The organism is Bradyrhizobium sp. USDA 4353 (assembly GCF_054063215.1).
On sequence record NZ_JBSSGB010000001.1, the window covers coordinates 5,973,885 to 5,996,707 of the forward strand.

19 protein-coding genes and 1 pseudogene are annotated in these 22,823 nt (G+C 65.1%); 11 read left to right on the forward strand and 9 right to left on the reverse strand.

What is annotated here, in order from left to right; genetic code table 11:
- Nucleotides 1-188: 188 nt before the first annotated feature.
- From ACVILH_RS27135 to ACVILH_RS27145, 3 genes are all read right to left on the reverse strand, one after another.
- On the reverse strand, nucleotides 189-512 hold the full coding sequence (locus tag ACVILH_RS27135; RefSeq protein ID WP_456715619.1) for a transcriptional regulator: 324 nt from the start codon (nucleotides 510-512) through the stop codon (nucleotides 189-191).
- A gap of 12 nt (nucleotides 513-524) precedes the next feature.
- Nucleotides 525-839 carry a type II toxin-antitoxin system RelE/ParE family toxin gene (locus tag ACVILH_RS27140; protein WP_456717085.1) on the reverse strand — a complete coding sequence of 105 codons (315 nt, stop codon included), beginning with the start codon at nucleotides 837-839 and terminating at the stop codon, nucleotides 525-527.
- 569 nt (nucleotides 840-1,408) lie between these two features.
- Nucleotides 1,409-2,497, reverse strand: coding sequence for a COX15/CtaA family protein (locus ACVILH_RS27145; RefSeq protein WP_456715620.1), 1,089 nt, complete (start codon nucleotides 2,495-2,497; stop codon nucleotides 1,409-1,411).
- A gap of 102 nt (nucleotides 2,498-2,599) precedes the next feature.
- Between ACVILH_RS27145 and ACVILH_RS27150 the strand changes: the two genes are divergently transcribed.
- On the forward strand, nucleotides 2,600-2,818 hold the full coding sequence (locus ACVILH_RS27150) for a DUF2842 domain-containing protein (protein WP_006611053.1): 219 nt from the start codon (nucleotides 2,600-2,602) through the stop codon (nucleotides 2,816-2,818).
- Between the two features lie 13 nt (nucleotides 2,819-2,831).
- Here the strand turns inward: ACVILH_RS27150 and ACVILH_RS27155 are convergent, their stop codons facing one another.
- Nucleotides 2,832-3,893: a polysaccharide deacetylase family protein gene (locus ACVILH_RS27155; RefSeq protein ID WP_456715621.1), complete on the reverse strand. Its 1,062-nt coding sequence runs from the start codon at nucleotides 3,891-3,893 to the stop codon at nucleotides 2,832-2,834.
- A 271-nt stretch (nucleotides 3,894-4,164) separates the two neighbouring features.
- On the opposite strand from ACVILH_RS27155, the gene ACVILH_RS27160 reads away from it, so the two are divergent.
- The gene (locus ACVILH_RS27160) at nucleotides 4,165-5,385 is read left to right on the forward strand and encodes a GNAT family N-acetyltransferase (RefSeq protein WP_456715622.1); all 1,221 of its coding nucleotides are present in this window, start codon (nucleotides 4,165-4,167) and stop codon (nucleotides 5,383-5,385) included.
- On the opposite strand, the gene ACVILH_RS27165 is transcribed toward ACVILH_RS27160, so the two are convergent.
- Nucleotides 5,382-7,676, reverse strand: a complete 2,295-nt coding sequence (locus tag ACVILH_RS27165; RefSeq protein ID WP_456717086.1) for a GumC family protein — start codon at nucleotides 7,674-7,676, stop codon at nucleotides 5,382-5,384. The two genes, ACVILH_RS27160 and ACVILH_RS27165, sit on opposite strands and share 4 nt — an antisense overlap.
- 351 nt (nucleotides 7,677-8,027) lie before the next feature.
- Between ACVILH_RS27165 and ACVILH_RS27170 the strand changes: the two genes are divergently transcribed.
- The 3 genes and pseudogenes from ACVILH_RS27170 to ACVILH_RS27180 all read left to right on the forward strand — a co-directional run bounded on the left by ACVILH_RS27170 (nucleotide 8,028) and on the right by ACVILH_RS27180 (nucleotide 12,213).
- A complete protein-coding gene (locus ACVILH_RS27170; RefSeq protein ID WP_456715623.1) occupies nucleotides 8,028-9,161 on the forward strand; it encodes a glycosyltransferase family 4 protein in 1,134 nt (377 codons plus the stop codon).
- A gap of 129 nt (nucleotides 9,162-9,290) precedes the next feature.
- Nucleotides 9,291-10,845, forward strand: a pseudogene (locus ACVILH_RS27175) (undecaprenyl-phosphate glucose phosphotransferase).
- An 87-nt stretch (nucleotides 10,846-10,932) separates the two neighbouring features.
- On the forward strand, nucleotides 10,933-12,213 hold the full coding sequence (locus tag ACVILH_RS27180; RefSeq protein ID WP_456715624.1) for an O-antigen ligase family protein: 1,281 nt from the start codon (nucleotides 10,933-10,935) through the stop codon (nucleotides 12,211-12,213).
- On the opposite strand, the gene ACVILH_RS27185 is transcribed toward ACVILH_RS27180, so the two are convergent.
- Both ACVILH_RS27185 and ACVILH_RS27190 read right to left on the reverse strand, forming a co-directional pair.
- Complete coding sequence (locus ACVILH_RS27185; protein WP_456715625.1) at nucleotides 12,197-13,375, reverse strand: saccharopine dehydrogenase family protein; 1,179 nt, start codon at nucleotides 13,373-13,375, stop codon at nucleotides 12,197-12,199. The genes ACVILH_RS27180 and ACVILH_RS27185 overlap by 17 nt on opposite strands.
- Before the next feature lie 57 nt (nucleotides 13,376-13,432).
- On the reverse strand, nucleotides 13,433-14,218 hold the full coding sequence (locus ACVILH_RS27190) for a DUF169 domain-containing protein (protein ID WP_456715626.1): 786 nt from the start codon (nucleotides 14,216-14,218) through the stop codon (nucleotides 13,433-13,435).
- 201 nt (nucleotides 14,219-14,419) lie between these two features.
- Between ACVILH_RS27190 and ACVILH_RS27195 the strand changes: the two genes are divergently transcribed.
- Nucleotides 14,420-16,264, forward strand: coding sequence for a tetratricopeptide repeat protein (locus ACVILH_RS27195; protein ID WP_456715627.1), 1,845 nt, complete (start codon nucleotides 14,420-14,422; stop codon nucleotides 16,262-16,264).
- Here the strand turns inward: ACVILH_RS27195 and ACVILH_RS27200 are convergent.
- Nucleotides 16,261-17,049 (reverse strand): YdcF family protein, encoded by a 789-nt coding sequence (locus ACVILH_RS27200; protein WP_456715628.1) that lies wholly within the window; start codon nucleotides 17,047-17,049, stop codon nucleotides 16,261-16,263. The genes ACVILH_RS27195 and ACVILH_RS27200 overlap by 4 nt on opposite strands.
- A 130-nt stretch (nucleotides 17,050-17,179) precedes the next feature.
- Between ACVILH_RS27200 and ACVILH_RS27205 the strand changes: the two genes are divergently transcribed.
- The 5 genes from ACVILH_RS27205 (at nucleotide 17,180) to ACVILH_RS27225 (ending at nucleotide 22,277) form a co-directional block, all read left to right on the forward strand.
- Nucleotides 17,180-18,121, forward strand: coding sequence for an acetamidase/formamidase family protein (locus ACVILH_RS27205; protein WP_456715629.1), 942 nt, complete (start codon nucleotides 17,180-17,182; stop codon nucleotides 18,119-18,121).
- A gap of 108 nt (nucleotides 18,122-18,229) precedes the next feature.
- On the forward strand, nucleotides 18,230-19,156 hold the full coding sequence (gene ppk2, locus ACVILH_RS27210; protein WP_456715630.1) for a polyphosphate kinase 2: 927 nt from the start codon (nucleotides 18,230-18,232) through the stop codon (nucleotides 19,154-19,156).
- 212 nt (nucleotides 19,157-19,368) lie between these two features.
- Nucleotides 19,369-20,469 (forward strand): IS4 family transposase, encoded by a 1,101-nt coding sequence (locus ACVILH_RS27215; RefSeq protein ID WP_456714770.1) that lies wholly within the window; start codon nucleotides 19,369-19,371, stop codon nucleotides 20,467-20,469.
- A gap of 1,050 nt (nucleotides 20,470-21,519) precedes the next feature.
- Nucleotides 21,520-21,717: a hypothetical protein gene (locus tag ACVILH_RS27220; protein WP_006614936.1), complete on the forward strand. Its 198-nt coding sequence runs from the start codon at nucleotides 21,520-21,522 to the stop codon at nucleotides 21,715-21,717.
- An 83-nt stretch (nucleotides 21,718-21,800) separates the two neighbouring features.
- Nucleotides 21,801-22,277: a GcrA family cell cycle regulator gene (locus tag ACVILH_RS27225; RefSeq protein WP_456715631.1), complete on the forward strand. Its 477-nt coding sequence runs from the start codon at nucleotides 21,801-21,803 to the stop codon at nucleotides 22,275-22,277.
- Nucleotides 22,278-22,354: 77 nt separating this feature from the next.
- Here the strand turns inward: ACVILH_RS27225 and ACVILH_RS27230 are convergent, their stop codons facing one another.
- Nucleotides 22,355-22,780, reverse strand: a complete 426-nt coding sequence (locus tag ACVILH_RS27230) for an endonuclease domain-containing protein (RefSeq protein WP_456715632.1) — start codon at nucleotides 22,778-22,780, stop codon at nucleotides 22,355-22,357.
- Nucleotides 22,781-22,823 lie beyond the last annotated feature (43 nt).

Below are 22,823 nucleotides of genomic sequence, written 5' to 3' on the forward strand. Positions count from 1 at the left end.
ATCCTCCTTGAGGAGAGTATTGACGAGTTCGCTCAACGACCAGCCCCGAGCACGAGCGACTCCATTCGGATGATCAAGCACATCCGGCTCCAGATGCAGGGGGGGAATCATGCGCGCACCCTTGCGAAAGAACCTTGGCGCGTTCGGCGTTCGAGAAATCGTAGGGGTCCTTCATTGAGCAATCCCGCTTACTCCGCAGCGGCTACACGCACTTGAATCTGTAAGCCCGTCTCAGCCTGCAGCGCGTTGATCACGCCAAGCAAATTCTCGGCCGTCGGATTGCCTGAAGGACCAAACATTCGCATCAGGCTTTTCGGCGGCCGGCCGAGCGCCTTGCTCAACGCATCGAATCCAATCGTTGCATTGATGTAGGAACGCAGTCCTGCGCGCCCTTCGTCGACCTCTCCGCGCAGCAGAGCGCTCACGGCCTCCTGGAACATTGCTTCCCGAAAAGCTGGATCGCGCTCTGCGCGCGCTTGCACCGTTTCTCGGAAGTCTCTCGTCAACGCCATGTCTCGCTCCCGTCAACTGCGAGCTTTGTAGTCGTGCCATCGTCTGAGCGCAGTTTGTATATCGTCTTGTTGTCGCCTTTTGGTACCGCCGCCGACCAAGATCACGAGTGTGCTGCCCCGCCTTCCGAAATACACGCGATAACCCGGTCCCCGATCGATACGCAGTTCGGCCAAGCCTTCGCTGATCGCCTTCACGTTCGACGTGTTACCGTCCGCTAAACGACCGATCGCTACAGTCACGATCGCAGCAGATCGTGCATCGAGAGCGTCAAACCAGCGACGAAACGGGCTGTTACCGTTCGCATCAAGATACTCCTGAACCTCGATCATTGGTAGCCTATACGTTACCAAAAATGAGCGATTTACGTTCGGCGCTTCGCCGCCGACGTTGCGAGCAATCCCTTGCCAAACAACGCAACTCAGTTTATGTTCTTCTTATGTTCTCGTCCAGCCGAGGGGCGCTTCCGGATCGTCCAGTTGCGTGGGATTGGGAATGCGGTGGATGTGGCGGGCCGTGCGCGGGCGTATGCTGGCGCGGACGAACGGCCGTCATGGACGGCGAAATCGCGTGGTCCTGGCGCCCCGACGCTGGCGCTAAGTCTCGTGTCGATGCTCACGCATTGCATGAGGTGACGGGGGCAAGACAGCCCGTTCCCCGGGGAGATCGCGTATAAGCGTTAAAACCATCGCGCAGGGAAGGCCGGGTGTTTCCAGGCCGTACCTGTGGTGACCGCCGCGTGCTTTTCTTGTTGCACGCGGGCCATGGGTGCCGGCCAGGCATCCGGCCTTCCCTGCGCCCTCGCGTGTTTCGAGGGTGAGACGAACCGCATGACTCGGCGTAATCGGCGCGCGAGGGTGAGGAAGTGTGCCTGCTAACGAAATCGAAGCGCCGTGCTTTACCCGACCTGCCCCGCAGCCACGGCCGCCTGCGGCACGGTGACCGCAGCCACCCGCCGCGGCGACATCCGCTCCGCCTGCAGCACCGCAAACGTCAGCACGATGATAGCCGTGCCCTGATGCAACAGCGCCAGCGAGATCGGCACCACCATCAGCAAGGTCGCGATGCCGAGCACGGCTTGCACCAGGATGGCCGCAAGCAGCCGGTGCGCGCCGCGCACCACGTTGCGACCGGCGCTCGCGCGCATCACGTCGAAAGCGTGCCAGGCCGCCAGCGCCAGCAGCGTATAGGCGGTCATGCGATGCATCAACTGCACCGTCAGATGGTTCTCGAACAGATTGAGCCACCAGGGCGAATGGGCCCACAGATTAGCCGCGTTCGGGATCCAGGCGCCGTCGATCTCCGGCCAGGTGTTGTAGACCAGACCGGCGCGGAGCCCCGCGACCAGGGCGCCGAGATAGAGTTGCACGAAGGTCATGCCGACCAGCACCCAGGCGGTCAGCCGCAGCCGGGCCGGCACCTCGGCCTCGTCGCGCGGCTTGAGCCGACGCAAGGTCCAGACGATCGACGCGAAGATCAGCAGCGCCAGCGACAGATGCGTCGCCAGCCGGACCGGCGCCACCTCGGTGCGCTCGGTCAGTCCCGACGCCACCATCCACCAGCCGACGGCGCCCTGCAGCGCGCCCAGGCCGAAGATCAGCCACAGACGGCGGCCGAGCGGCCCCGACACGACGCCACGCCACAAGAACCACAGGAACGGCAGCAGATAGACCATGCCGATGACGCGGCCGAGCAGCCGATGACCCCACTCCCACCAGAAGATCGTCTTGAACTCGTGCAAGGTCATGCCGGCATTCATCTGCCGGTATTGCGGGATCTGCTTGTAGGCTTCGAACGCGTCGGTCCAGGCCTGCTCCGAGAGTGGCGGCAGCGTGCCGGTGACCGGCTTCCATTCGACGATGGACAGTCCGGATTCGGTCAGCCGGGTCGCGCCGCCAACCAGCACCATCAACGCGATCAGGCCAGCAACGATCGAGAGCCAGACGCGGATCGCGGCAGTGTCTCTGGCGTGGGGAACCGTGGTCATGGAGGTTGAGCGCTCGATTGAACCTAAGCTGTCAGGCCCTTATAATCCCGGTGAATTCCCGCGCAAGCCGCGCCGCCCTAAACCCAGGCTGACATTCCCGTCATGACCATCCGCACCCGCAAATTGATCGGCGCCATCGCCCTGCTGCTGCTCGCCTTCGCCTGGTCGATGATGGGCATGGTGCTGGCGCAATTCCCCCTGATCGCCAATTCCGGCTGGATGCAGGCGGTGTATTACGTCGTCGTCGGCATGGGCTGGGTGCTGCCGGCGATGCCGATCGTGAGCTGGATGCTGCGCCCCGATCCGGCGCAGGAAAGCTGATCGACCGGGCTGATCAGCCAAGATCGAGCTCGGGTCGCGCCGCGAATTTTTGTCGCGGCAGGGTCACCCCGGCCATCAGCACCTTCAATGCCCGCAGCGAGCGCGAGCGGCCGTCCCAGGCGATCCGCGGCAGCATACGGAGTTCGGTGTGTCCCTCGCTCTGGACGACGCCGCCGATCGTGGTCGCCGCGCTGACGAAGCCGGCCTGCTCAGCGAGCACGGCGTCGCTGCGCCGGAACGATTCGGCGTCGCCGAACGGATACGCCATATGCCGGACCCGCCGGCGCAGCGCCGTTTCCAGCACCGCCTTGCCCATCGCGATCTCGCGCTGCGCGTCGGCGTCCTTGAGATGCGCGAGCACCGGATAGTTCACGGTGGCGCTGCCGATGGTGACGTTGGGATCGGCCGCCAGTCTGGAGATATCGGCCCAATCCATCGACGCCTCGCGCGTCAGGGCCGACAGATCGAATCCATGGCGCGAGCAGAGATCGCGGATCGCGACCGACAGCTCCGCCGCTGGCAGCTTGCGGAGCCAGCCATGCAGATAGGCGAACAGCTCGGCCTTTTCGGCTGGCTTGAACACCGAGAAGCGCTGCTCGCGATGATCGATCACCAGGCTGACGCGGGCCTCGCGGGCAATGAGCGCCTCCAAAGCGAGCCACCACGCCTCGCCGAGCCCATCCGGAAACGCGGTGGGCACGTAGACCGTGAACGGCACGGCATGACGCGACAGCACCGGATAGGCATGCGTGACGATGTCTTTCCAGGCGCCGTCGAAGGTCAGGCAGGCGAAGCGGCTGCGGTCGGCAAGCCGCACGGAGCGGTCGCAGGACTCGTCGAGCGATATGATGTCATAGCCCCAGCGCTTCAGCGCCCGGATGACGTCATCGAGAAAGCGCGGCGTGATCTCGGCCGACTTCAGCGGCTGAAACGGTCCCTTGCGGCGCGGCCGCACCCGTTCGAACCGCAGGATGACGCCGGCGCCGCGTGTCGCGCGTGAGGCCGTCAGCGTGCCGCCTGCAAAATAGGCCAGTTCGAGCCGGGCGCTCCGTAGCCACCTCCTGTCCGACGACAATCCTACGCCCTTTCCGAAATATGGCCCTTGAAACGCGGCCGCTCGCGCCCACCTGATGCTGAGCGACGATGGCGCGATCGCGTCACAGTCGCCGCCACGTGATCTTTACGAGGATTTTCTTTCGAGATCGGGTGGCCGCCGCCGATTTGAACACATCTTTTCGTCCGTTTTCCCGATTTGGGACGCGATCATTGCATTACCTTTTGTTGAGACTTCTTTGCGAGGGTCGGCGGAACCAGCCACGAAATTCCACGACAACGCGAGCTGCGCGATGACCATGGCCGCCGTGATCGAGAGCCGGACGGCCGAGGCGCCCGCGCGTTGGCTGCCGTCGGGAATAGCGCATATCGAGGTCATCTCCGATCTCGCAGCCGCCGAACCCGTCTGGCGGGCGCTGGAGGGGCCGCAGCATCTCTCGACGCCCTATCAGCGCTTCGACCTGCTCGGCGCCTGGCAGCGCGAGGTCGGCCAGAGCGAGCAAGCGACACCGTTCATCGTGGTCGGCCGCGACGCCGAGCGTCGCCCGTTGCTGCTGCTGCCGCTGACGTTGCGGCATGCCTGCGGCGTCCGCATCGCGAGCTTCATGGGCGGCAAGCACACCACATTCAATATGCAGTTGATGGATCGCGACTTCGCCGGGCGCGCGGGTGCCCGCGATCTCGACGCGTTGCTGTCCGCGCTGCGCGACCATGGCGGCGCCGACGTGCTCGCCCTGAGCCAACAGCCGAAGCTATGGCGCGATCTCGCCAACCCGCTGGCGCACTGGCCGCACCAGCCGTCGGTGAACGACTGCCCGGTGCTTCTGATACCGCCGGGCGCCGCGCCGACGACGCTGCTGTCGAGCTCGTTTCGCAAGCGGCTCAAGAGCAAGGAGAAGAAGCTGCAGGCGCTGCCCGGCTATCGTTACATGATCGCCGACAGCGACGCCGAAATCGGCGAGATGCTGGACTGGTTCTTTTGCACCAAGCCGATCCGAATGGCCGAGCAGAAGCTGCCGAACGTGTTCGCCGAGCCGGGCATCGAAGCCTTCGTGCGGCATGCCTGCATGACGAAGCTCGGCTGCGGTCGCCGCGCCATCGAGATTCACGCATTGCGTTGCGACGCCGAGATCATTGCATTGTTCGCAGGCGTCGCCGACGGCACGCGCTTCTCGATGATGTTCAACACCTACACGTTGTCTGAGAATGCACGCTGGAGCCCGGGGCTGATCCTGATGCGCTCGATCATCGATCACTATGCGCAACAGGAGTTCCGCGCGCTCGATCTCGGCATCGGCTCCGACGACTACAAGCGGGTGTTCTGCAAGGACGACGAGCCGATCTTCGACAGCTTCATCCCGCTCACCGCGCGCGGCCGCGTGGCCGCGGGCGCCATGGCGGCGATCGGACGGGCGAAGCATGCCGTCAAGCACAGCCCTGCCCTGTTCCGGCTCGCGCAGCGTCTCCGCGGCGCGCTGCAGCCACGAACGGGCAACGCGAAGGACGACGATTAAGCCGCGACGCCGCGCGGCCCCGGCTGGTTGTGGTGGGTCCCGACCGGCGCCGTCAGCATCGCGACGGCGCCGAAGCCGACCTCGCGCAGCTGCTCGCTCATCTGGCTGCGCGCCTCCGCAGGCATGGCGGGATCGGGCACCACGACGGCACGCGCTGACGTCGTCAGCAGCTCGGCCGGCAGGTCGGAGGCGTTGCCGGCATCGAGCAGCACGTGGTCGTAGACCCGCAGCAGCGCGTCGATCGCGAGCACGAGCCGCGGCGACTGCAGCTGGTTACGATCGGCGCCGGGCCGGCCGGCGTTGACGAGATGCAGCCGCGAGGCCTGGTCCTTGGTGATGATGGACGCGAACGTCGCCTCGCCCAGCATCAGCTCGATCAGCCCGGGCGCCGCCGGGTCGACCGAGAGGCTGGCGAGCAGCTGGGGCCGGCCGGCGAGGTCGACGAGCACCACCCGCGCCTCGCGCGCCATGGTGCGGGCGAGCAACAAGGCGGTGGTCGTGACGGCCTCGCTGCCCGCCGTGCCGAGCACTGTAACCTTGCGGGCGGCCTCGCCGGCGGCGAGCAAGCCGGCCGCGAGCTGGTCTAGCTCGGTCAAGGGCGGCGGCGCGGGCTTCACCGGCTCGGGAGCCTGTGGCGAGACGGCGGCGGGTGGCGGAGTGACGACAATTGGAGACGGAGGGACGACTTGCGCGACGACGGCAGGCGCATTGACCACTGGAGGAGCAGCGACGGACAGTGCAGGAGCCGCCATCACCGGCTCGACGCGTGCCGTCGGCGCTACCGCGACGACGACCGGCGCGATCGGCGCAAGAGCTGTTGCGCGCGGCGCAGTGAGACGCAGCAGCTCACCGGTGATGACCACGCCGGAGGTGAGCATCAACGTGGCCAGCGTCGCGATCAGCACGATCGGCAGCTTCTTCGGATAGGCCGGCGTGTTCGACACCACCGCCCGCGAAATGATCCGCCCTTCCGCCGGCGGCGTGTCGAGGGTTTCGCGGCTGTTGGCGTCGCGATACTTGGCGAGATAGGACTCCAGCAGGTCGCGCTGCGCCTTGGCTTCGCGCTCGAGCGCCCGGAGCTGAACATCCTGGCCATTGGTCGACGCCGCCTGCTTCTTAGCCTGATCGAGGCTCTGGCTGAGCATCTGCACCCGTCCGTCGGCGATGCGCGCATCACTGTCGAGCGAGCGCGAGATCTTGCCGGCCTCGTCGCGGATCTGGCGGTCGAGATCGGCCAGCTGCGCCTTCAGCTCCTTGATACGCGGATGGTTGTCGAGCAGCGTCGACGATTGCTCCGCGAGCTGCGCGCGCAGGTTCACGCGCTGCTCGGACAGGCGTCGCATCAGCTCCGAATTGAGGACCTCAGAGGCCTCGATCGGCTGGCCGCTTTGCAGCATCTCACGGATCAGCCGCGCCTTGGTCTCGGCATCGGATTTCAGCGCGCGCGCATTGTTGAGCTGGGTGCTGACCTCGCCCATCTGCTGGTTGGACAGCGAGGTGTTATTTGTGCCCATGAAGGAGTTCGACTTGGCGCGGAACTCCTCGACGCGTGCTTCGGCCTCCTCGACCTTCTTGCGCAGGCCCTGAATTTCTCCGGCCAGCCACTGGCTCGCCGACTTGGCCTGAGCCTGGCGGGCATTCTGCTGAACGACGAGGTAGCCGTCGGCAATGGAGTTGGCGACCTGGGCGGCGAGATCGGGATCCTGCGACTGGAATTCGACGACGAGGACGCGCGACTTGTCCACGGCATAGACGGTCAGGCGCTCATAATAGGCATCCATGACGCGCTCGTCCGGCGTCATCGCCAGCGGATCCTTGACCAGGCCGAGCATCGCGGCAATCGACTTCAACGGCGACACGCCGCGCAAGACGGAATCGAACTCCGGCAGCTCGTTGAGCTTGTTCTTCCTGATGATGTCACGGGCCAGATCGCGCGACAGTACCAGCTGCACCTGGCTCGCCACCGCCTCGGCATCGAGCGCCTGACGCTCTTCGACGCGCTCGCTGTTCGGACGCAAGAACACGTTCTCGCGGCCGTCGATCAGGATGCGCGCTTCGGACCTGTAGCGCGGCGTGATCAGGTTGACCGCCGTCACTGCCAGGCCCAGGGCAAGCAGCGTCGGCAGCAGAATGAAACCACGCTTGCGCGCCAAAGCACGACCGATCAGCCGGATGTCGAGATCGCCGGATGGGACGGGCTCGACCGAAGACGGCGAACTTCTCACAGGCTGAACGGAAGCCTCATCAGCCCCTTTCTTCTTCCTGTCGGCACGCCAGAACGCCAACTGCATCATCGACTCCCGCGGGATCCACGCCACGCCGCTACTATACGTGGTACAATTACACTCCATTAAGGTTGCTGACGGGTTAACCGGAAAACCATCCAGCGATCCTCGCAGCAAACATGGGAGATCCTGACTTTGGAGTTGAGCTCGGCTTGCGCCAGATCGTCACAATGTCGCAACCAGAACGGCATCGAGGGAGATCAATTGAGACTTTGTTAACCATCAGCAATCTATCGAGAGAATACTATCACAGGAATGAGACGAGAGGCGCCCGTGCTTCCTCTATCCGCCAGTCGTCAGATCAGCTCTCGCAGCGGCGCCTGGCAGGTCGCAGCCGATGGCGCTGACGAGCGCGACATGGTCCCGTCTCCTCACAAGCCGCTGAAGATCCTTCATGCCGTCCGGGCGCCGGTCGGCGGCATCTTCCGGCACATTCTCGACCTTGCCAACGGCCAGGTCGATCGTGGACACGATGTCGGCATCGTCGCAGACAGCCTGACCGGAGGCGAACGCGCGGATGCGGCGCTGGCGCAGATTGCGCCGCGATTGACGCTCGGTGTGCATCGCATCGCCATTCATCGCGAGCCCTGGCCGACCGATGTCGTGGCGTTGAGCCGGTTTTACCGGCTGGCGCGCAACATCGATCCGGACGTGCTGCACGGTCACGGCGCCAAGGCCGGCGCGTTCGTCCGCATGCTTCCGCACCGCCCCGGCGCGATCCGCATCTACACGCCCCACGGCGGCTCCCTGCACTATCCGCGCAACACGCTGAAGGGCGCGCTCTACGGACGGCTCGAGCGGGCGCTGATGAACCGGACCGACCTTTTCCTGTTCGAGAGCGCGTTCGCCCGCGACACCTATGAGCGCATGATCGGCCATCCCCAGGGCCTCGTTCATTGCGTCTTCAACGGCGTGACCGCCGGCGAATTCGATCCGGTCACGGCGGCCGCGGATCAGACCGATCTCGCTTATGTCGGTGAGTTCCGGCACATCAAGGGTGCGGATCTTCTGATCGATGCCGTAGCGCAGCTGCGCGACCGGGGCCGGCCAGTGACACTCACACTGGGCGGCGACGGCGAAGAGATGCCTAGGCTCAAGGCCCAGGTCGAGCGTCTGGGTTTGACCAATGCCGTGCGCTTCATCGGACACGTGAAGGCGCGTGACGGATTTTCCAAAGGCCGCCTGCTCGTCGTCCCCTCGCGCGGCGACTCCATGCCCTATGTCGTGATCGAAGCTGGAGCTGCCGGCATTCCGATGATCGCGGCGAGGATCGGCGGCATCCCAGAGATCTTCGGGCCGCACAGCGAGGCGCTGTTCATGCCGGGCAATGCCGTCGCGATGGCGGATGCGATCGCAGCGGCGCTCGACGATCCCGCCACTGCGCAGCTGCGCGCCAAGGCGCTGCGCGAACGCATCTTCCAGCACTTCTCGCAGAAGGCGATGGTCGAGGGCGTGCTCGACAGCTACCGCGAAGCGTTTACCAAGACCTGACGTCATTTACCATCGCTAACCGTTTCTTCCGATTTACCAATTAATCCCGTCGGTGGGGAATTTCCCCCGGCGCTTTCAGCGCTTACATGACCATGAATACTAACAAACATAATCCGGGCTTGTACGACTGTGGAACCGATCAACGCTCGCTCGATGTTGGATGCTGCGGCCGCCACGGCCGCATCGACCGCCGCGGCCGGACGGCCGGCTGTTGAGCGGCGTCGGCGTCTGTCGCCGGCGGCCCTTGCTGTCGCCAATCAGAAGGTTTCACCGCGCCTACTCTCCGATCGTTCTCGCCGGTATCGTCCGCATCACGGACTTCATGCTGCTGAGCATCGTCGGCAGCCTCGTTTACTTCGGCTACGTCGTACCGCTCAGCGGATTCCACTGGGAGTATCTCGTTGCCATCCTTGGCTTGGCGGTGAGCGCAGTGGTGTGCTTCCAGGCCGCAGACATCTACCAGGTCCAGGTCTTCCGCGCCCAGGTGCGGCAGATGACCCGGATGATCTCGTCCTATTGCTTCGTCTTCCTGCTGTTCATCGGGCTGTCCTTCTTCGCCAAGATCGGCAGCGAGGTCTCCCGTTTGTGGCTTGCGGCGTTCTTCTTCATCGGGCTCGGCGCGCTGATCGCGAGCCGCGTCGTGCTGCGCAACCTGATCCGCAGCTGGGCGAGACAGGGTCGCCTTGACCGACGCACGATCATCGTCGGCGCCGACCAGAGCGGCGAAGACTTGGTGCGCGCGCTGAAGGCGCAGGACGATTCCGAGATCGAGATCCTCGGCGTGTTCGATGACCGCAACGACTCCCGTGCGCTCGAGACGTGCGCCGGCTCGCCCAAGCTCGGCAAGGTCGACGATATCGTCGAGTTCGCTCGCCGCACCCGCGTCGATCTCGTGCTGTTCGCGCTGCCGATCTCGGCCGAGACGCGCATCCTCGACATGCTGAAGAAGCTGTGGGTGTTGCCGGTCGACATCCGATTGTCGGCGCATACCAACAAGCTCCGCTTCCGTCCCCGCTCTTACTCCTATATCGGCGCCGTCCCGACGCTCGATGTGTTCGAGGCGCCGATCACGGATTGGGACCTCGTGATGAAGCTGCTGTTCGACCGGGTGGTCGGCGGCCTGATCCTGCTGCTCGCGCTCCCGGTGATGGCGCTGGTGGCGCTCGCGATCAAGCTCGACAGTCCGGGACCGGTGCTGTTCCGGCAGAAGCGGTTCGGCTTCAACAATGAGCGGATCGACGTCTTCAAATTCCGCTCGCTGTATCATCATCAGGCCGATCCGACGGCGTCGAAGGTCGTCACCAAGAACGACCCGCGCGTGACCCGCGTCGGCCGCTTCATCCGCAAGACCAGCCTCGACGAGCTGCCGCAGCTGTTCAACGTGGTCTTCAAGGGCAATCTCTCGCTCGTCGGTCCCCGGCCGCATGCCGTGCAGGGCAAGCTGCAGAACCGGATGTTCGACGAGGCTGTCGACGGCTACTTCGCCCGCCACCGCGTCAAGCCGGGCATCACCGGCTGGGCGCAGATCAATGGCTGGCGCGGCGAGATCGACAATCAGGAGAAGATCCAGAAGCGCGTCGAGTTCGACCTCTATTACATCGAGAACTGGTCCGTGCTGTTCGATCTCTACATCCTGCTGAAGACGCCGCTGGCGTTGATGACGAAGAGCGAGAACGCCTACTGATTTCGGGGACCCGGATTGGGCGTAAGCCCGCTTCATGTTTTGGTATGGCCGGTCCCGCCTGATGTTGCGTATGAGTGTGAGTTCGTGATGGCGTACACGGCGGCAGCCGGAGAGTTTGCGTCGAGGCCGATCGCTCCTCCGGGCGTGATCGGCCTGCAGCGCGTGCTCGTCTGGCTGATCGGAGCCTCCGGCGCGATCGTCTTCATCGAACCGAGCCCCTATGAGCTGGTGACCCTCGCCTCCGCCGCAGTGTTCGTCGCCACCGGTATCAGGCTGCGCGCGGTCTTCGTGCCTCTCCTTCTGCTCCTCTTCCTAGTCAATCTCGGCTATACGATCAGCGCCGTTCCGCTGCTCGACGATTCCAAGATCGCGAGCTGGATCGCAACCTCCTGGTACATGGCGGTCACGGCCATGCTGCTGGCCATGGTCACCGCCGAAGACACCGCGGCGCGGCTCGACATGCTCCGGCGCGGCCTCGTGATGGGCGGCGCGATCGCCGGGCTTGCCGGTGTCGCCGGCTATTTTCATCTCGTACCCGGCGGCTACGACCTCCTCACGCTGTATGGCCGTGCGCGCGGCACGTTCAAGGACCCGAACGTGCTCGGCGCATTCCTGATCCTGCCGGCGCTGCTCGCGCTGCAGAACGTCGTCACCGCCCGCCTCGCCGCAACCTTGCGCGCGAGCTTCGCGCTCGGCGTCATGGCGCTCGCGATCCTGCTCGCCTTCTCGCGCGCAGCCTGGGGCGGCCTCGTGCTCACCGCGGCCTTCATGCTGGTGCTGATGGTGCTCACCAGCCAGACGCGGGGCGAGCGGTCCCGCATCATCGTCATGACGCTCGCCGCGGCGGTGGCAGGGCTCGTTCTGGTCGGCGTGCTCCTCTCCATCGATTCCATCGCCGACATGTTCAAGCAGCGAGCGAGCTTCGACCAGAGCTACGACGAGGGCCGTTTCGGCCGCTTCGGCCGGCACATCCTCGGCGCCGACATGGCGCTCGATCTGCCGTTCGGGATCGGGCCGCTGCAGTTCCACAACTACTTCCCCGAGGACACCCACAACTCCTATCTGAACGCCTTCATGTCGGGCGGCTGGCTGTCCGGCATCTGCTACCCCGCCCTGGTCTTCACCACCGTCATTCTCGGCTTCCGCTATTTGTTCGTGCGCGTGCCGTGGCAGCGCACCTATATCGCGATATTCTCCGCCTTCCTCGGCACGGTCGGCGAAAGCTTCATCATCGACACCGACCATTGGCGGCACTTCTTCCTGATGCTCGGCACGATGTGGGGCATGATCGCCGCCACCCGCGCCCATCAGGCTGCGAGCCGATCCGCGGAGATCGGCTCGCCCCTCACTCTTAGTCCTCAGCCGTGAACGTCAAGCCGGCGTTGTCGACGAGACGCTTGATCAGGCTATCCTGGAGCGCTGCGCCCGGGGTCCAGAAGCCACCCTTCACGCTGGCGCCATCGCGCAGCAGGCCGACCGCGCATTCAGAGATCATCTTCGAGGTCGAGCCGTAGCCAGGATCGCGGTCGCCCTTGACGGTGGCGCGGACCTGGCGGCCGTCGGGTCCGATCGCAACAAAGAGGAGGTTGTAGTAGCCGTTGTCGCGCTCCTCCTTCGAGGGGCCCTCGCCCGGCTTCGGCGCGTTCGGGCCGGTCTTCTCGGCGTTCGCCGCCATCACCTTCTTGGCGTTGGCCTCGCCCTTCTCGCCCTGGCCCGTCAGCACCATCTCGTCATAGACGAAGTCCTGACCGTAGGGGAAACCCATCAGCATGTTGGAGCGGTGGACATTGCGGGTGTTGATCAGCGCCATCATGAACGGTGCGGCCCAGGACTGCAGGTCGTCCTCATAGAGAGGCTTGTTGCCGGCCGGCTGCTTCGGGCCCTTGAAGCCCGGCGTCAGCGCGAAGAAATCCTTCAGGATCGAGACGAGGCTGAGATCCTTGGCGACCGCATCGAACGTCGCCTTGGCGCTCGCGGCGGTGCCGCCCGAGAGCGTCCCGCTCATGCCGCGGACGCGGCCCTTGACGCGGGCGGCAGGCGCGCCGAGCACCTTTTTCGCCTGCTGCTGCACGAAGTAGACGCCGAGCTCGAACGGCACGGAATCGAAGCCGCAGGAGAACACGATGCGCGCGCCGCTTGTCTCGGCTGTCGCCTGATGCTTATCGATCATCTGCCGCATCCACACCGGCTCGCCGCAGAGATCGACGTAGTCGGTGCCGGCTTCGGCGCAGAGCGCGACGAGCTCGTTGCCATAGAGCTGATACGGACCGACGGTGGTCAGTACCAGCTTGGTCTGCGCCACCATCGCCTTCAGCGACTCCGGATTGGACGCATCGGCTGCGATCAGCGGCGTATCCGCCGGCGCGCCAATTTCGTCACGGACCGCGGCGAGCTTGTCGAGACTGCGGCCGGCCATCGCCCAGCGCAGCGAGCTGTCGCCGCGATACTGTGTGGCGAGATATTCGGCGACGAGCTTGCCCGTGAAGCCCGTGGCGCCGTAGACGACGAGGTCGAATTTGGATGACGTCATTCTTGTTCCCTAGCGATCAGCTGTAAATCAGTTGCTCCGTCTGGCGGAGCACGTCGGTCACTTTTTTCCATACGACACGCTCATGCCCGCGCGGACGTCGTTCTGGATGCCATAAGGCGCGATCGGATAGCGCAGGCCGTTCTTGGCGAGTTGCTTCATGCCGCCGATTGCCTTGGCCAGATCGGCCGGCTTCAAAGCCATCAGCATCTCCTCGTCGGGCACACCGCCATAGCGGCGCTCGGCGAAGCATGGCAGCGACAGGCTGGGCTCGCCGGTCTTCAGCGCGCGGCCCCAGGAATCGGCGCAAGCGGTCTCGCCGACGACGCCCCATTCGAACTTCTTGTAGCCGACATATTGCAGGCCGTTGATCAGGATGATCATCTGGCCCGGCGTGGCATAGACGAGGCAGATGTCCGGCGGATCGAGCCGGCCGCTCGCCAGCGGGCTGACGGCCATTGCCTGGTAGCGGCCTGATGGCACCACGTCGAGCGCCTCCTGCCGCTTGCGCGCGTCCTCCGCGGTGCCATGCCAGACGCCGACATAGCCTTCGCCCTTCAGCCATGTCTCGTCCTGCGGGCCGAGCCCGATCACGGCGCGGCACTGCGCGCCGACGAGATCGTCGCCGGTAATGCCGACTGTCCAGCCGAGCCGCGCGGCCATGCTGACGATCTGGTCGGTGGTGTGCACCGCATTGGGCCGGCGGATCTTCTCCACCGCCTCCATGTCTGCGACACTCGCGAACATCTTGATGCCGATCACGGTGGTCTTCAGCCGCAGCAGAGCGTTGAGGTCGGCGACCATCGCGGCCAGATCGAGCCGCTCGGGGACGTTCGGCTGTTGCATGTGGCGCTCCCTCTCTGCCCCGCGGTCCGAGCCCGCGCCGCGTGTCATGGCGAGGCCTGGTCCGACTTCGGGGCGCTTGTTAGACGCTCGCAGCCCGGGAGGCCAGCCCCTCCGCCGCCCGTGTTCGCCCGCCCTCCCATGATCCTTCTCGATCCCCCAGGAATCACTTATGAATTTTCGATCCGCAGGCAGGATCGAGCGATGAGCCGCAGTGACCGGAACAAGGGCGCGAAGAGCGCAAAGCCCGGCCCGACGGCGGCGACGCCGCTGTCGGCGGCCGCGCTCTACGAGGCCGGTCTGCACCACCTCGGCGGCGGCCGCCTGCTCGACGCGCAGATGTCCTGCGAGCAGGCGCTGGCGGCCGACCCGAACCATGCGGACAGCCTCGCGCTGATGGGCATCATCGCGCTGCAGATGGGCCAGCACGACCATGCCGTGGCGTGGTTCTCGCGGGCGATCCGCCAGAGCCCGAAGATCGACTATCTCACCAGTCTCGGCTTCACCCTGAAGCAGATGGGCCGGCTCGACGATGCGCTCGCCGTGTTCGACAAGGCGATCCAGCTCAAGTCCGATGATGCCGAATTGTGGAAGCACATGGGCGGCGTGCTGCTGGCGCAGAATCGCGGCGCCGAAGCGCTGCTGAGCTATCAGCACGCGCTGTCCATCAATCCCGCGCATCGCGAGGCCGCGTTCCAGAGCGGCCTGCTGTTGCATGGCCAGCAGCGCTATGAGGAAGCCATTCAGGCTTTCACTGTGTGCCTGACCCAGCAGCCTGACGACCTCCAATCGCTGCAGATGCGCGCCCGCTGCGCCCGCCAGATGAAGCGTTACGACAACTATCTGGCCGATTGCCAGTGCGCTCAAACGCTTGCGCCGACGGATCCCCTCGTCTGCAACAATCTCGGCGATGCCCTCGTCTGTCTCCGCCGCAGCGCAGAGGCGCTGGCCTGGTTCGACAAGGCGCTGGCGCTGCGGCCGGGCTTGGTGGACGTGCTGCACAACAAGGGCTTCGCGCTGCTGCAGCTGTTGCGCTTCGAGGAGGCCGCCGCGGTCTATCGCGACATTCTCGCGATCGAGCCCGACAACGCCAAGGCTGAGTGGCAGCTCGCCCATGTCGAGCTGCAATGCGGCGACTACCAAGCCGGCTGGGCACATCGCGAGGCGCGCTGGGCCATGCCGGATTTCTCGCCCGATTATCCGCGCTTCGCCCAGCCGAAATGGCTGGGGAAGGAGGAGATCGCCGGCAAGACCATCCTGATCGAGGAGGACGAGGGTTTTGGCGACAACATCCAGTTCGCGCGCTATCTGCCGATGGTCGCCGCGCGCGGCGCCAAGGTGATCCTGGTGGTGCGGGAGCCGCTGCGGCGGCTGATGGCAGGGATCGACGGCGTCTCGCAATGTCTTACCTTCACGCCGGAGCTGCAGCGGCCGGCGTTCGACATGCATTGCCCGATCATGAGCCTGCCGCTCGCCTTCGGCACCACGCTCGACACCATCCCGCCGGCGAGCTATTTGCCACCTCCCCCGGCCGATCGCGTCGCGGTCTGGGAGCAGCGGCTGGGATCGCACGACCGGCTGCGCGTCGGCCTCGTCTGGTCCGGCAACCCGCACCAGGCCAATGACGGCAACCGCTCGATGCCGCTGTCGACCCTGCTGCCGCTGCTCGATGTCGAGGCTGATTTCATCAGCCTGCAAAAGGAGCTGCGGGCGGCGGACAAGGCGCTGCTCGCGCAGCAGAGCCGCATCCGCGACGTCACCACTGATCTCACCGACTTCGCCGAGACGGCAGCTTTGATGTCGTGCCTCGACGTCGTGGTGACCGTCTGCACCAGCGCCGCGCATCTCGCCGCGACCTTGGGACGGCCGACCTGGATCATGCTGCCCTATGTCGCCGATTGGCGCTGGCTGCGGGATCGCGACGACAGTCCGTGGTATCCGAGCGCACGGCTGTTCCGGCAGGATGCCGGCTGCCGCTTCGAGCCGGTGGTCGCGCGCGTGCGCGGCGAGCTGGCGGCGAAGGCTGCCGCCTTCACACCAACGCCTTAGGTCGGGCCGGGAAACAGATCGTCGGTGCGGCCGCGCAAGCGGTAGGCCAAGAGGCCGACCCATTCGCGCACGGCGATATCGGCGCGGCGCAGGCCGAGCATCGAGATGCCGTCGACATCGAGCACGCGGCCGACGCGCCAATCCACTGGATAGGGCTCGACCGGGAAGCCCGCTTTGCGGAACAGGCCGACCGAGCGCGGCATGTGATAGGCCGAGGTGACCAGCAGCCAGCGCTCGCCGGGCTTCGGAGAGATCATCGCCTTGGAGAAGATCGCATTCTCGTAGGTGTTGCGAGACTGCCGCTCCAGGAGCAGCCGCTCCTTGGGCACGCCGAGGCTTTCCAGGATCTCGGCGCCGACATCGGCCTCCTTGGCCTCGGTCGCGATCAGGTTGGCGCTGCCGCCCGTGAACAGGATTCGCGCATTCGGATAGCGCCGCGCCAGCACCGCCGCCTGGATGACCCGATCGGCGCCCGCGACCGTCACCGGCATGCCGTACATCACCGAGAGATCGGAATCGACGGGACCGCCGAGCACGATGATGCCGTCCGGGGCGCCGTTCGCCGGGTCCCATTTCGGGAAGCGGCTTTCCAGCGGATACAGCATCAGGCTGCCGAGCGGGGTGAGGCCAACAATCGCCAGCAGCAGCATCGCCGACACCACGAGCCTGCGGCCGATCACGGCAAACCGCGTCAGCATCAGGAGAGCGCCGAGGAGGCCGAGCGCGATCATGAAATTGGTCGGCAGCGCCAGCAGGCCGAGCGTCTTCGACAGCACAAAGAACATTCCAAGCTCCGGCGCGAGGTGAGGTGCCACGGCCGCCCTCATACACGACAGCCGCCATGCGTTGCCATCTCTCTGCGAACGCCATGTGATGGGCTATGCTCTTCGCGAAACCGGCAACAATGAGAGCATCATGGCCCATCATCATCTGCCCGCCAGCCCCGAGACCTGCCATTGGGGCTTCTTCGAATCCCGGCTGAAGCCGGTGCTCACGGTCGACAGCGGCGACGAGGTCACGATCGATTCGATCAGCGGCGGGCCCGACGTGGTGCCGGATACCAGCAAATTCCACGTGCCGCCGGAGCTGTTCGATGTGCACGCGCGTAGCGAGCGGATGGTGCCGGGCCACATTCTGACCGGGCCGGTCGCGGTGCGCGGCGCCGAGATCGGCGACGTGCTGGAGGTCGAGATCCTCGACGTGCAGCTGCGGCAGGATTGGGGCTACAATTTCATCCGGCCGCTGGCCGGCACCCTGCCCGACGATTTCCACGAGAGCCGGCTGATGAACATCCCGCTCGATCGCGAGCGCATGGTCGGCCAGATGCCGTGGGGTCTGGAGCTGCGGCTTTCGCCGTTCTTCGGCGTGATGGGCGTGGCACCGCCGCCGGCCTGGGGCCGCATCACCTCGCTGATCCCACGCGCGATGGGCGGCAATCTCGACAACAAGGAGCTGGGCGCCGGCGCCAAGCTCTATCTGCCGGTGTTCGTGCCGGGCGCGCTGTTCTCCTGCGGCGACGGGCATGGCTTGCAGGGCGACGGCGAGGTCTGCGTCACCGCGATCGAGACGGCGCTGCAGGGCCGCTTCCGCCTCACCGTGCGCAAGGATCTCAGCTTCGACTATCCGCGCGCCGAGACGCCCACGCACTACATGACGATGGCGATGGACCCGGACCTCGACCAGTGCGTGGTGAAGGCGCTGCGCGACATGATCGTGCTGCTGGGCGAGAAGCGCAACCTCTCGCGCGAGGACGCCTACACGCTGTGCAGCCTCGCGGCGGACCTGCGCGTGACCCAGACGGTCAATGGCTCCAAGGGCATTCATTGCATGATCGCGAAGTCGGTCGTGCACGGCTGAGGCCCTGCCCGGTCCGGCCGCGGCGATCGCGTCGCGGTCGCATGTCACACCCCTGTCAAAGGCCGCGAGGCAATTTGCGCGGCCACACCGAGCATGGGGATGACACGCATGAGCCAACGCGAGACCACCGACGAGCGCGCGCTGCGCGAGCTGATCGACGAGGATTTCCGCGACAGCATGGACGAGGAGCTGGAGCTCGAGCTCGGCGACGACCAGTTCGACGAGTTTCGCCGGCTCGAGCTCGGCCATCAGGCGCATCCGAGCATGGACCGCCGAGTGTATTTCAAGGAGCTGTTCCGGCTGCAGGGCGAGCTGGTGAAGCTGCAGGACTGGGTCCAGCACAACAAGCTCAAGGTCGTCGTGCTGTTCGAGGGCCGCGATTCCGCCGGCAAGGGCGGCGCGATCAAGCGCATCACCCAGCGGCTCAATCCGCGCGTCTGCCGCGTCGCCGCGCTGCCGGCGCCGAACGAGCGCGAGCGCACGCAATGGTATTTCCAGCGCTATGCGACGCATCTGCCGGCCGGCGGCGAGATCGTGCTGTTCGACCGCTCCTGGTACAACCGCGCCGGCGTCGAGCGCGTGATGGGCTTCTGCACCGAGGACCAGGTCGAGGAGTTCTTCCGCTCCGTGCCCGAGTTCGAGCGCATGCTGGTGCGCTCCGGCATCATCCTGATCAAGTACTGGTTCTCGATCACCGACGAGGAGCAGCAGTTCCGCTTCCTGATGCGCATCCACGATCCGCTCAAGCAGTGGAAGCTCAGCCCGATGGACGTGCAGGCGCGCAGCCGCTGGGAGCAGTACACCAAGGCCAAGGAGGAGATGCTGCACCGGACGCACATCCCGGAGGCGCCGTGGTGGGTGGTCGAGGCAGTCGACAAGAAGCGCGCGCGGCTCAACTGCATCTCGCACCTCCTCAGCCAGATTCCCTACGGCGAAGTGCAGCACGAGCCGGTCATCCTGCCCGAGCGCGTCCGCAGCCCGGACTATCGCCGCGAGCAGATCCCGCCGGAGCTGTACGTGCCGTCGCTGTATTGAGGTGGTGTGGAGCGGCGCGATGCGGTGGGCACCGCTTCGCTCCGCTGTCGTCCCGGGCTTGACCCGGGACCCATAGCCACCGGCCGCAGTCGTGACGCGATGTGGTCGGACTTGCACGCACCAACCCCCCCTGTGGTTATGGGTCCCGGGTCAAGCCCCATAGGCGCTAAAATAGGCTTGCGACGAAGAATCAGTTGTGATTCCAACATGGAATGAGACGTGATGGGCTTGTGAACCAAGATTGGACGAGCCTAGTGGCCCGGCTTGGCGGGCCACAGGCTCTGGACCATACGGCGCGCGAGACGAGAGCTTTCGTGCGGCCGCGAGAGATCCGCAATGCAGTCGATCTGCTGCGATTAATTTTGGCCTATTGCCTCGGGGAGCGAGGACTGCGGTTGACTGCGGCCTGGGCGACGTCGGTGGGCTTGGTCGACGTCTCCAACGTGGCTCTGCTCTATCGCTTGCGCCAGTGCGGGGATTGGTTGGCGCTGCTGGTGGGGCAGGTCCTTGCCTCCGCAGCTCCCCGGAGGAGCCAAGGTCGTCTGATCCGTATCATCGATGCGACCACGGTGCCGAAGAAGGGCCGGCAGGAGAAGACCAAGAACGAGGTCTGGCGCATTCACAGCGCCTTCGATCTTCCGGGTGAGCGTTTTGGCCACTTTGAGCTGACCGATCAGCATGAGGGTGAGACGCTTGATCGGGTGCCAGCGGTACCAGGCGAGATCCGAATTGCCGATCGGGCCTATCTACAGCCCGAGCGTATGGCAAATTTGATCCAGGCTGGTGCTGACTTCGTCATCCGGGCTGGTTGGAAGGGCGCGCGCTGGCGCGATTGTGCAGGCCGTGCGCTCAAGCTCGTGACCGAACTGCGCAAAGCCGCAAAATGCGGTCTGATCGATCGCCCGATTTGGATCAAGCCCAGGCGGGGCGCACCTCTTGCCTTGCGCCTGGTTGCAATCAAGAAGCCCCAGGACGCTGCGGCCGCAGCGCGCCGCAAAGCAAAGTTAGCCGCGAGGAAGGGAGGTCATACGCTCTCCAAACAGACACTCGAAGCTGCCGACTGGGTTATCCTGGTGACCTCACTTGCTCCGGATGACTTCCCGACGGAAGATGTCCTCGCTCTCTACCGCCTGCGTTGGCGCATTGAGTTGGGCTTCAAGCGGCTGAAGAGTGTGATCGGCCTCAAGGGACCACCTGGCGCCGACGAGCGGTCCGCCAGACCTCACATTCTCGCGCATCTCCTCATCATCCTTCTGCTCGAGCCGCTCGTAGACGAACTCGAGGACTCTCCCCGCTCGGCTCAGGCCGCTTAACGCGTCCGGGCGGCTGGCGATTGCTGCGGCAACTCATTGCCTCATTGTTACAAGCCATTATCCCGCAGCCCACAATCACCCGCCTTCGCCGCTCTAGAGCCCCTCTTCGCCGCCACCTCCGCGAGGCACCGAGAAGAAAACGTCGCTATCAAACGATGCTAAAACTATCTTAGCGCCTATGGGGTCAAGCCCGGGACGACAGCGGTGGAAAAGGCGCGAGCAGAGCGACTCGCAGACATACGTCCGCAGTCCCGCGGCAGAACCTGCCCGAGTCATGCTGAAACATCTCACCCTCACAGATCGGAGGGCGCAGGGAAGGCCAGGCGTCGGCTGACGCCTGCGGCCCGCCTGCGAGAAAAAATGCAGGCGGCAGGTACCACAGGTGCAGCCGGACAACGCCCGGCCTTCCCTGCGCGATGGTCTTCACGCTTATGGCGCGCTCTCCCCGGTGTCCGGCTTGATAGCCACCGTCGCCAGCGGGATCATCGCCCGCAGACTTGACGCCAGCTTCGGGGCGCCAGGACCACACGCTTTCACGTCCGCAACCAACCGTTCGTCCGCGCATCCGTGAGGACACGCTGCGGCTCGATCGCGGCCATCGCATCCCCGCCTCGCGTGTCGTGACGATCGCGCGCTACGCCCCTACCGAGTGAGGCGGGATACGCGGAGTAAAGCACGATTTCCGGAAAAGCGAAAGTGCTATTTTCTGAATTGTAGAAATCGTCGCTCGGGCTTCTCCGCCACGCCGGCCGGGGCGCCCGGCGCCGGGAACCGTCGCAACAGACGTTCGATTGGCTGTGGACCAGCCTTCGGAGGAGTCCCGCCAGTTGCAGTGCGAATCCCCTCCACCCGCTCGTGCACCGTACCATTCCGGGCCGGGACTCGCCGAGCGCGCGGAGAGTCACCGCCGCGCCCCGCCAGATTCGTCACATTTCTTTAAAATTCAATACCTTAACCACTTATCCCCAAGTCGCTGTACAACCTATTGGATTCCTAATAGAGTCTAAAAAGTTACTTTTCTGTACACCGGTTACGGACTAGCTTTTAGGCATGGCGACGGAAAAAGCCGAGACTGACCGCATCCCCGTAACCCTGGCCCTGGCAACCATTGGCTATCTCGAAAAGCTCGTGAAACAGGGCACCCACGGCACCAGCGTTCCGGGTGTCTGCAGAACGTTGATCGAAGAAGGCATCCGGCTCGCCATCAAGGACGGGCTGCTGTCGATTCGCGACAACGGACGGGCGTAACAGGGACACGTCAAGCGGAGACAGTTTCGGGTGCAGCCGTCGGCCAGGACGATCCAGGACGGATCAAACTTGGAAGCGACCCAATGCCCGCCGAACGACAGACCCACCCCACCTGGACCGAGGAACGGCTCCAGGCCCTGAAGCAGCACTTTGAGGCCGGGCTGACCTGCCGAGAGATCGCCGCCGAGCTCGGCGTCAGCCGCAATGCCGTGATCGGCAAGATCTCCCGCCTGGCGCTGACGCGCGACAATGGCGGCGACAGCAGGCGCGTGGTACGCGACAACGCCCGTGACGGCGCCCGCCGTCCCGTGCCGAAACTGCGCCGCCGCATCCTTCGCGCGGTGCCCAGCGATCAGCCGCCGATCGTCATCGAGGAGCCGCCGGCCGGCCCCGTCGAGAACGGCTGCTCGCTGTTCGAACTCTCCAAGGAACGCTGCCGCTGGCCGATCTCCACGCCCGGCGCGGACGATTTCTGCTTCTGCGGCTCGAAGCCCATCGAGGGCCTGCCGTATTGCCCGAGCCATACGCGGATGGCGTATCGGGTGGCGTCGTCGCGGTGAGAGGCGATCTACCGAGCTGATGAGTTCGAGCGTTTGCCTGCGGGGCGCACAGCCCCACGGAGATGGCGACGGGGGCGCTATTCAGCCTTGCTCGGTCGCCGCGTTCTGCGGGGACGGCGCGGCGGTCTCGTCTCCCCTCCCCCTTGCGGGGAGGGGTCGGGGGTGGGGGTCCACGCGCACCGGACTTCGTGAAGCACACCTTCGATGTTTCCCAGCACGTCATTGTTCCAGAAGCGAAGAACGCGATAGCCGAGTGCTTCGATCTGTCGGGTGCGGGCGGCGTCTTGCTCCTGCTGCCAATCGTGCTGGCCGCCATCGACTTCGATCACGAGCTTTGCTTTTCGGCTGACGAAGTCGACGATGAAGGGCCCGATCTGGGCTTGGCGGCGGAAGTGAGAGCCGGCTAGTTTGAGATCGCGACGTAGATGCTGCCAGAGGACGCGCTCCGCCTCAGTCGGCTCGGCACGCATGCGGCGGGCGAAGGATCGCTGGCGGTCGTCCATGACAGGTTGATTTTCCTCATCAGCAGCGGGACTCGTGGACCCC